12 protein-coding genes are annotated in these 11,937 nt (G+C 70.9%); 5 read left to right on the forward strand and 7 right to left on the reverse strand.

Annotated features, from left to right (window positions below; all coding sequences use genetic code 11):
- Positions 1-89: 89 nt before the first annotated feature.
- Both ubiU and ubiT read right to left on the reverse strand, forming a co-directional pair.
- A complete protein-coding gene (gene ubiU / locus NNZ72_RS21005; RefSeq protein ID WP_257317559.1) occupies positions 90-1,067 on the reverse strand; it encodes a ubiquinone anaerobic biosynthesis protein UbiU in 978 nt (325 codons plus the stop codon).
- Positions 1,058-1,570 carry a ubiquinone anaerobic biosynthesis accessory factor UbiT gene (ubiT, locus tag NNZ72_RS21010; RefSeq protein ID WP_257317560.1) on the reverse strand — a complete coding sequence of 171 codons (513 nt, stop codon included), beginning with the start codon at positions 1,568-1,570 and terminating at the stop codon, positions 1,058-1,060. The genes ubiU and ubiT overlap by 10 nt, the downstream gene beginning before the upstream one ends.
- A 109-nt stretch (positions 1,571-1,679) precedes the next feature.
- Between ubiT and NNZ72_RS21015 the strand changes: the two genes are divergently transcribed.
- Positions 1,680-3,191, forward strand: a complete 1,512-nt coding sequence (locus tag NNZ72_RS21015) for a UbiD family decarboxylase (protein ID WP_257317561.1) — start codon at positions 1,680-1,682, stop codon at positions 3,189-3,191.
- A complete protein-coding gene (locus NNZ72_RS21020) occupies positions 3,188-3,760 on the forward strand; it encodes a UbiX family flavin prenyltransferase (RefSeq protein ID WP_257317562.1) in 573 nt (190 codons plus the stop codon). Before NNZ72_RS21015 ends, NNZ72_RS21020 begins: the two co-directional genes overlap by 4 nt.
- Here the strand turns inward: NNZ72_RS21020 and NNZ72_RS21025 are convergent.
- Positions 3,757-5,184, reverse strand: coding sequence for a cryptochrome/photolyase family protein (locus tag NNZ72_RS21025; RefSeq protein ID WP_257317563.1), 1,428 nt, complete (start codon positions 5,182-5,184; stop codon positions 3,757-3,759). The genes NNZ72_RS21020 and NNZ72_RS21025 overlap by 4 nt on opposite strands.
- Before the next feature lie 138 nt (positions 5,185-5,322).
- On the opposite strand from NNZ72_RS21025, the gene NNZ72_RS21030 reads away from it, so the two are divergent.
- The 3 genes from NNZ72_RS21030 (at position 5,323) to NNZ72_RS21040 (ending at position 6,944) form a co-directional block, all read left to right on the forward strand.
- The gene (locus NNZ72_RS21030; protein WP_257317564.1) at positions 5,323-6,012 is read left to right on the forward strand and encodes an RNA polymerase sigma factor; all 690 of its coding nucleotides are present in this window, start codon (positions 5,323-5,325) and stop codon (positions 6,010-6,012) included.
- Positions 6,013-6,093: 81 nt separating this feature from the next.
- Positions 6,094-6,615, forward strand: coding sequence for a DUF4142 domain-containing protein (locus NNZ72_RS21035; RefSeq protein ID WP_257317565.1), 522 nt, complete (start codon positions 6,094-6,096; stop codon positions 6,613-6,615).
- Positions 6,612-6,944, forward strand: coding sequence for a cupredoxin domain-containing protein (locus tag NNZ72_RS21040; RefSeq protein ID WP_257317568.1), 333 nt, complete (start codon positions 6,612-6,614; stop codon positions 6,942-6,944). Before NNZ72_RS21035 ends, NNZ72_RS21040 begins: the two co-directional genes overlap by 4 nt.
- 82 nt (positions 6,945-7,026) lie before the next feature.
- Here the strand turns inward: NNZ72_RS21040 and NNZ72_RS21045 are convergent, their stop codons facing one another.
- Genes NNZ72_RS21045 through NNZ72_RS21060 form a run of 4 tightly spaced genes read right to left on the reverse strand, consistent with a single transcriptional unit; the run spans position 7,027 to position 11,732 of the window.
- Positions 7,027-7,527: a heme-degrading domain-containing protein gene (locus NNZ72_RS21045; protein ID WP_257317569.1), complete on the reverse strand. Its 501-nt coding sequence runs from the start codon at positions 7,525-7,527 to the stop codon at positions 7,027-7,029.
- A gap of 59 nt (positions 7,528-7,586) precedes the next feature.
- On the reverse strand, positions 7,587-8,678 hold the full coding sequence (locus NNZ72_RS21050) for a lipocalin-like domain-containing protein (RefSeq protein WP_257317570.1): 1,092 nt from the start codon (positions 8,676-8,678) through the stop codon (positions 7,587-7,589).
- Complete coding sequence (locus tag NNZ72_RS21055; RefSeq protein WP_257317571.1) at positions 8,668-11,076, reverse strand: ABC transporter permease; 2,409 nt, start codon at positions 11,074-11,076, stop codon at positions 8,668-8,670. The genes NNZ72_RS21050 and NNZ72_RS21055 overlap by 11 nt, the downstream gene beginning before the upstream one ends.
- Positions 11,073-11,732: an ABC transporter ATP-binding protein gene (locus NNZ72_RS21060; protein WP_257317572.1), complete on the reverse strand. Its 660-nt coding sequence runs from the start codon at positions 11,730-11,732 to the stop codon at positions 11,073-11,075. The genes NNZ72_RS21055 and NNZ72_RS21060 overlap by 4 nt, the downstream gene beginning before the upstream one ends.
- Positions 11,733-11,937: the final 205 nt, after the last annotated feature.

The following is an 11,937-nucleotide window of genomic DNA, read 5'->3' on the forward strand; positions in this document are numbered from 1 at the left end:
AGCGTATTTCCATGAAAAGCGCGAAGCGGTTTCGCGTCCGGAATCAAACAGATAGAGCGCCTCCGCGTATCGGAGAAAAGCGGAAGCCTCTATCGCCAGCGCTTGTCGTAGGCGCCGGCCGTCGTGCGCTGGCCCTCGCTCATCGTCCGCAGCCGGGCGACGAGCGCGGCGCGCTCGGCGGGGGCGGCCGCAAGCGCCTTCCTCAGCGAGGACACCACCTCGGCGACATAGGCCTTGCCGCGCTGGCGACCCTCGATCTTCAGCGCCGAGACGCCGGCGGCCCGCAGCGCGTCGATCTGGTCGATCACGTCGAGCGAGACCGGGTCCTCGAAGGCATAGCCCTCGACCTCGCCGATCTCGAAGCGGCCCTTGCAGAGAGTCGGATAACCGGAGGCCTCGCCGGGGCCGAAGCGGTTGATCGTATAGGCGCCGAGCTCGGAGACGAGGGCCTCGCCGTCCTGCCGGTAGCGCACGTGGCTCGCCGGCGAGCACACACCGTTCATGTTCGGCGATTTGCCGGTCGCGTAGGAGGAGAGTGAGCAGCGCCCCTCCGCCATGACGCAGAGCCCGCCGAAGGCGAAGACCTCCACCTCGCAGTCGATCTGCCGCGTCAGCCGGGCGATGTCCTGCACCGTGAGCACGCGCGGCAGCACGACGCGCTTGGCGCCAAAGACCTCGACGAGGAAGCGGATCGCGTCGGCGTTCGAAGCGGAGGCCTGCACCGAGACGTGCAGCCGCTGCGCGGGATATTTCTCCGCCACATAGGCCATCAGGCCGAAATCGGCGAGGATCAGCGCGTCGGCGCCAATGGCGACCGCGTCGTCGGCCGCCGAATACCACAGCGCCTCGTCGCCCGCCCGCATGAAGGTGTTGAGCGCGACGAAGGTCTCGACGCCCTTGGCGCGTGCAAGCCCGATCGACTGGCGCAGCTCCTCGCGGCTGAAGTTGAGGCCGGGGAAATTGCGGGCGTTGGTCTCGTCGCGGAAGCCGCAATAGACGGCGTCGGCGCCGGCCTCCACCGCCTCGCGGAAGGCGGCGGGCGTGCCGGCGGGGCAGATCAGTTCCACGTCGCATCCCTCCCTTCGAGCGCCCGCGTGCGGATGTAGCGGGCGGTACCCGCCACCAGCGGCGAGAACGGGCCGGCGAGCGCGCCCAGCTCACGCGGCAGGTCGATCGCGCTGTCGTCGAGCGCGTTGCGCAGCGCCAGCATCGCCTCCATGTCGCCGGTGACGGAAAGATCGCGCGAGAAGAACAGCGCATCCGCATCGCACCGGCCCTCGAGCAGCGCGAGCAGCACGACGAGCGGCCCCTCGACGCGTGCATCGGCGGCGGGCGGCGCGGCACCGCGCCGGGAGACGCTCAGCGTGCCCCTCTCCGGAACGACGGTGAAATGGAGCGGCAGGTCGCTGGGCGAGAAGCAGTAGCGGGAGCGGCGATAGTCGCCGAGCCGCTCGAACAGGTCGGGATGCGCCCTGAGCACGCCGGCGAAGATCGTCCGCGCGACGCGCTCCACCAGCCAGAGGGGGGCGATGTCGACCGGTTTGGCGAGGAGCGGAGGGAGAGTTTGCATGCGGGCAGCCTTCGGCGGGGATCGGTTGCCCCAAGCCTAAGGAGGCGAGCGCCGTTCGAGTTTGTGCCAGATCAAAGACGCACCCGTTTTTCCCCGGCAAGGGATCGGCATGAAAGCCGACGCTCCCATTCCGCGCCGTTTCGACGGTCTCCAGGACTTCGTCGCCCTCCTGGAGCGGCGCGCGCGGCTGAAGCGCATTTCCGAGCCCGTCTCGCTGGTGCACGAGGTGACGGAGATCCACCGCCGCGTGCTCGCCGAGGACGGCCCCGCCCTCCTCTTCGAGCGGCCGGTCGATGCGGCCGGCCGGGCCCAGTCCATCCCCCTCCTCGCCAATCTCTTCGGCACGCGCGAGCGGATCGAATGGGGTTTCGGGCTGGAGACCGGCGGGTTGCCGCATCTCGCGGACTTCCTCGCCGGCCTGCGCGACCCGCAGCCGCCGCGCTCCATGCGTGACGCCTGGGAGAAGCTGCCGCATCTTCGCGCGGCACTGTCGATGCACCCGCGCACGATCCGCGGCCCCTCCTGCCAGCGGATCGTCTGGCAGGGCGACGCGCTCGACCTCGACCGCCTGCCGATCCAGACCTGCTGGCCGGGCGAGCCGGCACCCCTCGTCAGCTGGCCGCTCGTCATCACCCAGGCGCCGGACGATCCGACCGACGTCAATGTCGGCATCTACCGCATGCAGAAGCTCGGCCGCGACCGGCTGATCGTGCGCTGGCTCGCGCATCGCGGCGGCGCGCGCCATCACCGGCTCTGGCAGGCGGCCGGCCGCGACATGCCGCTCGCCGTCGTCGTCGGCGCCGACCCCGCGACGATCCTCTCCGCCGTCATGCCGCTGCCCGACGGGATGAGCGAACTGAGCTTCGCCGGCGTGCTGAGGGGAAGGCGGCAGGAGACAGCGCGCGGCGTGACCGTCCCGCTTCCCGTTCCCGCAAGCGCGGAGATCGTGCTCGAAGGCACGGTCTCGATCAGCGAGACGGCCGAGGAAGGCCCCTACGGCGACCACACCGGCTACTATAACTCCGTCGAGCGATTCCCGGTGATGACGCTGTCGGCGATCACCACGCGCAAGAACCCGCTCTACCTCTCCACCTATACCGGCCGCCCGCCGGACGAGCCGTCGAAGCTCGGCGAGGCGATGAACGCGCTGTTCGTGCCGCTTGTGAAGCGGCAGTTCCCGGAGATCCGCGACCTCTGGCTGCCGCCCGAGGCCTGTTCCTACCGCGCCATGGTCGTCGCCATCGACAAGCGCTATCCCGGCCAGGCGCGCCGGGTGATGATGGGCCTGTGGTCGATGCTGCCGCAGTTCAGCTACACCAAGCTGATCGTCGCCGTCGACGACGACATCGACGTGAAGAGCTGGCCGGACGTGATCTGGGCGCTCTCCACCCGCTTCGACGCCTCGCGCGACCTGATGCTGGTCGAGAACACGCCCATCGACTATCTCGACTTCGCCTCGCCGAAATCCGGCCTCGGCGGCAAGCTCGGGCTCGACGCGACCACCAAGATCGGCACCGAGACCGAGCGCGAATGGGGCCGGGTGCTCGCCATGTCGCCGGAGGTTTCCGCAAGGGTCGACGGCCTCTGGGCCTCGCTCGGCCTCGGGGAGCGGCCGGCATGAGCGTCGAGCGGGTCGTCGTCGGCATCTCCGGCGCATCGGGCGCAGCACTCGGCGCGCGGATCGTCGAGCGCCTCGCGGCGCTGCCCGCGATCGAGACGCATCTCGTCGTCTCCGACGCGGCCAGGCGGACGCTGGACCTCGAATGCCCGCCGGGAACGCTCGCGCGCCTTACCGGCCTCGCCCACCGCCACCACCCCGTCGGCGACGTCGGCGCCTCGATCGCCAGCGGTTCCTTCCCGGTCCGCGGCATGATCGTCGCCCCCTGCTCGATGCAGACGCTGTCGGCGATCGCCACCGGCCGCACCGACACGCTGCTGACCCGCGCCGCCGACGTGCAGCTCAAGGAGCGCCGGCGGCTGGTGCTGCTCGCCCGCGAGACGCCGCTCCATCTCGGCCACCTGCGCAACATGGTCGCGGTAACCGAGATGGGCGCCATCGTCACGCCGCCCGTCCCGGCCTTCTACCATTGCCCGAGGAGCGTCGAGGAGATCGTTGACCACATCGCCGCCCGCGCCATCGACCTCCTGGCCCTGCCGCACGCGCCGCTTGCCAAAAGCTGGGAGGGCTAAAGGCGTTCCGGATCGTCGGTGCTCTTGAGTGCGGCGAAGGTTTCCCGCGCCCGTCGCTGCGAGGCCCTGATGTCGGCGATCGGCCGCGGATAGGTCTGCCCCAGCACGACGCCGGCGCCCGCCAGCACGCTTTCCGGCGCCTCGAACGGGCGATGCACCCAGGCGTCCGGGAGGGCGGCGAGCTCCGGCACCCAGCGGCGCACGTAGGCCCCGTCCGGATCGAAGCGTGCAGCCTGCAGCAGCGGATTGAAGATGCGGAAATAGGGCGCCGCGTCCATGCCGCAGCCGGCGACCCATTGCCAGTTGCCGGGATTGTTCGCCGCATCGGCGTCCACCAGCGTATCCCAGAACCAGCGCTCGCCGAGACGCCAGTCGAGAAGCAGGTTCTTCGTCAGGAAGGATGCGACGAGCATGCGCACGCGGTTGTGCATCCAGCCGGTCTCCCAGAGCTGGCGCATGCCGGCGTCGACGACGGGGATGCCGGTCAGCCCGCGCGTCCAGGCCGTGAAGGCGGGCGGATCGTCGCGCCATTCCAGGCCGGCGAAGGTGTCGCGCATATCCACGGCGGCGATGTCGGGGCGATGATGGAGCTGGTGGTGGTTGAAATCGCGCCAGATCAGCTCGGACAGGAATTTTTCGACGGCCGCGCCCCTGGCAGGCTCGTCTAGGACGGCCGCCTGCGCCGCGTGCCATACCTGCCTTGCGCTGATCTCGCCGAAGCGCAGATGGGGAGACAGGGCGGACGTGCCGGAGACGGACGGACGGTCGCGATCCTCGGCGTAGCGATCGAGCGCCTCATCCAGGAACCGCAGCAGCGCCGCCCGCGCGGCGGCCTCGCCGACGGACCAGTGGCCTTCGAGCTTCCGCATCCAGCCCGGCTGCCCGGCATCCAACGGCGCAGCCCGCTCCGCTGGAGCCCCGAAGGGCGCCGGGAGCGGGATCGCGACCGGCGATTGCCGCACGGCCCTCGCGAAGGGCGTGAAGACCTGGAACGCGCCGCCGCTGCCGGTGCGGATCGTCCAGGGCTCGGCGAGGACGTTGCCGGGATGGGAAACGGCGGCGACCCCGCGCTCGCGCAGCGCGGCCTTGATGGCGGCGTCGACAGCGCGCGCGGCCGGCGCATAGCGCCGGTTCCAGAACACGTTTCCGGCGCCGAGCCGCTGCACAGTCTCCGGCACGATCGTCCGCGGATCGCCGGTCTCGACCAGCAGCTCGACGCCGGCAGCCTTCAGGCCCGCCCCGAGCGATGCGAGGCTTCTCTCCAGCCACCACCGGGCCGCCCCGCCCAAAGGCCGCAGGCCGGCGGCCTCCTCATGCACATGGAGGACCGCGGCGGAGCCGCCGGCCTCCACGGCGGCGGCGAGCGCCGGATTGTCCGCCAGCCGCAGATCGTCGCGAAGCCAGACCAGCGAGCGAATCATCATGACTGTTTTCCCTGCTTTCCGCACCGCCCTGGCACGGGCCGATCCTGCAGGCAAACGGCGATGACTGTCGAGATGCCGCTTGTCCGGGAACCTTGCGAAGCGCCCGGCATCCAATATTGTTTCGAAAGGAGCAAGCGGATGCCGGTATCGCACGAAATTCCCCATCCCGCCGCCGCCGAGGACGAGGCCGGCCTGGTGCGGCGCGCCGCCGGCGGGGATGCCGACGCGGTGCGCCGGATCATAAAGGCCCACAACCAGCGCCTCTACCGGCTCGTCCGCGCCGTCCTGCGCAGCAATGCGGATGCGGAGGACGTGCTGCAGGAGGCCTATCTGCGCGCCTTCGCCAGTCTCGACGGCTTCCACGGCGAGGCGTCGCTGTCGACCTGGCTGTCGCGCATCGCCCTCAACGCCGCGCTCATGCGCCTGCGCGCGCAGAAGCGCCTGAAGCGCGCGGCCGTATCCGCCGGTCCGCTCGACGCCGAGATCATCCCCTTCCCGCTTGCCTCCTCCACCGACGATCCGGAGCGCGTCATGGCGCAGCGACAACTCCTCCGCCTCGTCGAAGAGGCGACCGACGCCCTTCCCGAGGCCTTCCGACTCGTCTTCGTCGCCCGCGTGATCGAGGGGCTCAGCGTCGAGGAGACGGCGGTGCTGCTCGACCTGCCGCCCGCCACGGTGAAGACGCGATTGCACCGTGCGCGAAAACTGATCCGCGCCCGGCTGGAGGAGCGGATCGGCCCGGTTCTGGTCGACGCCTTCCCCTTCGCCGGCGCGCGCTGCGACCGGCTGACGGAGGCCGTCGTCGAAAAGCTCGGCCTCGAACGATAGCGGGAACCTTCCCGGCCGGCCGGCATCCAATGCCGTGTCAACCGAAGAGAGCCGGCATCGACGCCGGCCGAGGAGATCCCGATGAAGACCCTTTCCGCCGCGCTCGGCGCGGCCTGCCTCGTATTCGCCGCATCGCTCGCCGGCGCCGCCGACAAGCCGACCGATCCGCAGATCGCCCATATCGCCTACAGCGCCGGCGTCATCGACGTGGAGGCCGCCAAGCTGGCGCTCACGAAGACGCAGAACCCGGACGTCAAGGCCTTCGCCGAGTCGATGCAGAAGGATCATGAGGCCGTCAACGACGCGGCGCTGGCCCTCGTCAAGAAGCTCGGCGTGACGCCGGAAGACAACGAGACCAGCCAGTCGCTCGCAAAGGCCGCCGAGGCGAAGCGCGCCGAGCTCGGCAAGCTCGACGGCGCGGCCTTCGACAAGGCCTATATCGACAACGAGGTCGCCTATCACCAGCAGGTCAACGGCGCGCTCGAAACGCTGCTCATCCCTTCGGCGGAGAACGGGGAGCTGAAGAGCCTGCTCGAAACCGGCCTGAAACTGTTCCAGGGCCACCAGCAGCATGCCGAGCACGTCGCGGCGGGGCTGAAATGACCGCCCTCCTCCTCGACCGGCGGCAGCTCCTCCTCGGGGGCGCCGCCCTGCTGGCGATCGGCGGGCCCGCCCGCGCTGAGGCGAGCACCGTCCGCATCACGGTCGAAAAGCTCGCCTTCGTGCCGGAAGAAATCACGGTGCGGGCCGGCGACACGATCGAGTGGGTCAACAAGGACCCGTTCGCGCACACCGCGACCGTGAAAGGCGGCTGGGAGGTGGCGATCCCGCCCGGCAAGACCGGAACCCGCGTGGCGGCGGCCGGCGACGACATCGAATACTATTGCCGCTTCCATCCCAACATGAAGGGACGGATCGTCGTATCGGCCTGAACCACGGCCGTGGCCGCGGCGGCGTTGCGACGGCGCCGCGGCCGATCGCACCCTCAGGCGGAATGAAGCTGCGACGGGACGCCTATTCCTGCAGGCGGCAATCGCTAATGTCCACCTTCAGGAAGGCGGCGAGCGCATCGGCGACGATCGCGTGGTCGATGCGCTGCGGCACGCCGGAGACCGTCACCGCGCCGACGCAGCCGAGGTCGCCGACGACGAGCGGGAAGCCGCCGCCGTGCACGGCATAATCCGACAGCGGCAGGTTGTGGGCCTCCTCCTGGCTGCGGCCGGAAAGCGCGAGCCGCCGCCCGACGAGATAGGAGGAGTGCCAGAGCCGGAGCACCGTGTTGCGCTTGCGGCGGATCCACTCGACATTGTCGGTCCCCGTGCCCGGCAGGACGGAATGGAACAGCGTGCGGTCGCGCAGCGAGATGTCGATGGCGATGCCCGCTCCGCGGGCGAGCGCCGTCTCGCGCAGGCGGTTGCCGAGTTCCCACGCCGCATCGACGCCGAAGCGGTCGAAGCGCAGCCGCCGCTCCTGTTCCTCCAGCCGGCGGATGTCGTCCGCGATGTCCTCGGCCATGCCGTTCCTCCCTGTTCGTTGCGGGAAAGGTGTAGCGAAACCTTCGCCGCGAGGAAAGGTCACTCGTAGCCGGTCATCTCCAGATAGCCGATGCCCTCGGCCGAGCCCGTCACCCGCACGGGACCTTCCCAGTAGGGATAGCGGCTGTCCACCCAGGCCGCCGCGTTGAGGGCGCGCACGGCGATGTCGAGACCCTTTTCCGGCAGCTCCAGCCGCCATTCCACGGGAATCTCGCGGCCGGCGACGCGGGCGGTCCGTCCCGGCGTCATCCGGAGCGCGTTCGCGGCAAGCGGCGTCGGCGTGCCGTCGGCCGCGATCCAGGTGCCGGACGTGTAGCCGCCGCCGCTGTCGCGCAGGCGAAAACCCATCATCTTCTCGCCGCTCGAAAAATGCAGCGAGAACCAGTCCCAGCCGGTCTGGTCGGCGGCGAGCGGCTGGCTCGACCATTCCCGGTCGAGCCAGGCCCTGCCGGTGACGGCGACCGTGCGGCCCGATATCTCCAGCGTGCCGGAGACGGTGTAGAAGGGCTGCGAATAGTAACGGCTCGCCTGGCCGGCCGCGGACTTGACGGAATAGCCGCCCTCGCCCTGTGCGACGATCGGGCCGGTCGCCGCAAGCGCCAGCCGGTAGCGGAAATCGGGGCCTGCGGCCGTCATGACGAGGCGGTCGATCCCCTCGCCGCCGTCCGCCTTGAGCCGCCATTCGTCGATCCAGGCGGCGAAGGGAGCGGCCGTGACGCCGGCCTGGCCGATGCCGCCGCGCGCGAGCCGCTCGGCGGAATGGTGCCGGTCGGGCGTCGTCACGGCGGCATTGCCCATCCAGAGCTGCGGGCTCGCCCAGCCCTCGCCCTCGTAAGGGGCGGCTGCCGATCGGAACAGCGTCCATTGCGCGCCGTAGTCCCGGCCGTCGTCGCCGACGAGGTTCGCCGTCACGTACCACCATTCGATGCGGAATTCCGGATGGGCGCCATGGTCGCGCGGGAAGGAGAAGGGCGCGCCCCGCTGAGGCACAGCAAAGCCCTCGGCCTCCGCGCCGAGGCCCGCGAAGCCTTGCGCCACGGCCGGGCCGGCGAGAAGGAAAGCGAAAAGCAGAAGAGCGCACGTGCGCGCAAGACCGCTGCACACTGCTGGTGGAATGGCTCTAGCGTTCATTGGCGAAAACCTTGGTGAGCGTCGCGGGCGGTGTCCGGGAAAGGCGGCGGAGCGGCACGGCGACGGAAACGAGCGTGGCCAGCAGCGCCAGCCCGGCAAGGCGCGGCCAGTCGGACGGGAAAAGCCGGAGCGGCAAGCGCCAGCCGAAGGCCTCGACATTCACCACGGCCAGCAGCAGCCAGGCGAGCGCGACGCCGACCGGGATCGCGAGCGCCAGCGTGGCGAGCACCAGGCCGACCGTCCGGCAGAGTTCGAGAAGCGCGAGCCGCCGGCGCGTCAGGCCCATCGCCCAGACCGGGGCGAGCTGCGGCAGGCGCATGGCGGAGATCGTCGTCATGCTGGCGAAGAGCGCCACGCCGGCGACCGTGAGCGTCAGCACGTTGAGCGCGCCCGTCACGGCGAAGGTCCGCTCGAAGATGTCGAGGGAGCGCTGCTTCAGGCCGGCCTGGTCGACGACGTTGCCGGCGGGCAGGCCGAAGGCCGCGTCGAGATCCCGCCGAAGGGCCGCCACCCGTTCCGGAGCGATCCGCACGCCGTAGCGCAGGCGCGGCGCATCGGGATAGTGCCGGTCGAAGGCCTGCTGGCCGACGAGCGCCTGGCCGACGGGATTGCCGTAGTCGGAATAGACGCCCGCCACCTCGACCCGCCAGCCGCCCGGAAGGACGACCGTGCCGCCGAGGGAGAGGCCGGCGCGGCGGAGGAGCTGCTCGCTCACCATCGCCGCCCCGCCCGCAGCGACGCGATCCCAGGCGTCGGGAAGGGCCGCGATCACCGGCCAGTGCTCGCGGTAGGTCGGGTGGTCGACGACGCCGTAGACCTGCGCGGCATGGCCGGCGACGGTGCCTTCGACGCTCCAGATCGGCAGCACCGCGTCGGCCCGCGGCGCGAGCCATGCCGCAAGCCGCGCCGCCTCCTCGGGCGTGCGCGCGGTGACATAGGCTTCCGCCGCGAGCCGCTGGTCGAGCCAGTCGACGAAGGTGGCGCGGAAGCTCGCGACCATGGTGCCGACGCCGACATTGGCGGAAAAGGCCAGCAGCAGCGCCATCAGGGCGAGCGACAGGCCCGGCACCTGCTGGCGCGTGTCGGCCCAGAACCATTGGGCGACCGGCCCGGCCGGCACGCGGGAAAGCAGCGCCAGCAGGCCGACGAGCGCAGCGGGAAGCATGAGGCCCGCGCCGAGCAGCAGGAAGGCAAGCGCGCCGAAGCCCGCCGCAAGCCCGCTGCCCCACAGGACGAGGCCCGATGCGCCGGCAAGCAGCACAGCGCCCGCTGCGGCTTGCAGGAGGAGAAGGCGCTGCGACGCCCGTGCCCAGGCGCGCGGCTGCGCCGGCGCGAGCAGCGGCATGCGGGAGACCTTCCACAGGCTTGCCGCCGCCGAGAGCAGCGTGCCCCCGAGCGCGATCGCCATGCCGCCGAGGACCCATTCGGCGCGGAAGGCGAGCGCGCCGGCGATATTCGCGCCGTAGAGGCTGCGCAGCGTCGCGGCGACGCCCGGCAGCAGGAAGGAGGCGACCAGATAGCCGAGCGCGATGCCGGCCGCGCCCGCCACGGCCGCGCAGGCAAGCAGCTCCGCCACGGCAAGCCCCATCAGCGTGTTCGCCGGCATGCCGAGCGAGCGCAGCGTCCGGAAGGTCGCGCGCCGCTGCTCGAAGGCGAGCCCGATCGTCGAATAGACGATGAACAGGCCGACGACGAAGGCGAGGAAGCCGAAGGCGGTAAGGTTGAGGTGAAAGCTGTCGGTGAGCGCGCCGATGTCCGTCTGCGGGTTCGGCAGCTTCAGCACCAGCTCCGGCGCGATCCCGGCCAGATCGGGATGCCCGGCCGGGTGGTCCGGCAGCACGATCAGCCGCGACACCGCCCCCGGCATTTTCAGGAGCGCCTGCGCAATGCCGATGTCGGCGACGGCCGTCTGCGGCAGCAGGTCGCCGCTCGTGGCGAGCGGCGGCGTGGCGCTACCCGCGAGCATCGCCGCCGTCTCCGGCGAGACGTAGACGAGGCCGGGCGGCGTCACGAAGCGCAGGAGGTCGGCCATGCCCGTGAGCCGGGCCGCCGACGCCTCCCGCGGCAGGGTGACGGGGTCCATGCCGATCAGGCGGATGCGGCGCTCGCCGACGCGCCAGTCGCCCTCGATCACCGGCGAGACGTTCCAGCCGGCGCGGCGCAGGCGGACGAACACCTCCTGCGCGACGCTGCCGCCGGCGGCGGGGACGAGCTGGTCGAACCGGTCCTGCCCGAGCATGGCGGCCGCCCGGTCGTAGCTCGCCCGCGCCTCGGCATTGATCGCCTGCACGCCCGACCAGAGCGCCGTCGCGAGGCTGAGGCCGAGGAGCAGCATGGCGAGCTGCAGCGGATGCCGGCGCCAGTGCGAGAAGAGCGTCGTGAGCCCGAGCGCGATCACGGCGCGACCCGCCCGCCGGCAAGCCGCACCTGCCGGTCGAGCCGGGCGGCGAGCCGCATCGAATGGGTGACCATCAGGAGCGCCGCCCCCGTCTCGGCGATGAGCGCGAGCATCAGGTCGAGCACCGCGTCGCCGTTGGCCTCGTCGAGATTGCCGGTCGGCTCGTCGGCGAGGATCAGCGGCGGGCGGGCCGCAAGCGTCCGGCCGATCGCCACCCGCTGCTGCTGGCCGCCGGAAAGCTGCTCGGGGTAGCGGCCGAGCAGCGGCGCGAGGCCGAGCCGGTCGCAGAGCGTGCGCTCCCAGGCGGGATCGGAGCGTCCGGCGAGCTGCGCATGCCAGGAGAGATTGGCGGCGACGTCGAGGGAAGGGATGAGGTTGAACTGCTGGAAAACGATGCCGACCAGTTCGCGGCGCACCGCCGCGCGGCCGCGGTCGCCCAGCTCCGAGACGGTGCGGCCCGCGACGTCGATGCGCCCCGCATCCGGCCGGTCGAGTGCCGCGGCGAGGTGCAGCAGCGTGCTCTTGCCGCTGCCGGATTCGCCGGTCAGCGCGAGGCTTTCGCCGGCGGCGAGGTCGAGGTCGACGTCGGCGAGCACGCGGAGCGGCCCCTCCGGCGTCTCGTAATGCTTGCCGACACTGCGCATGCGAAGCACCATCCGTTCGTCCTCCGTCGAGCCGGGTCCGGTCCCTCATCCGACCTGCCGGCCACCTCTCCCCGTGAGCGGGGAGAAGGAAATTTGCCGAACCACTTTCCTAACCCCTCATCATTTCGTCTGGCAGGTCCCCTCTCCCCGCCTGCGGGGAGAGCGACTGTCTTAGCCGTCAAGCGTTTTGCCATGGTTTTCCGTCTCGGATGATTGC

This window comes from Shinella pollutisoli (assembly GCF_024609765.1).
GTDB classification, from domain to species: domain Bacteria; phylum Pseudomonadota; class Alphaproteobacteria; order Rhizobiales; family Rhizobiaceae; genus Shinella; species Shinella pollutisoli.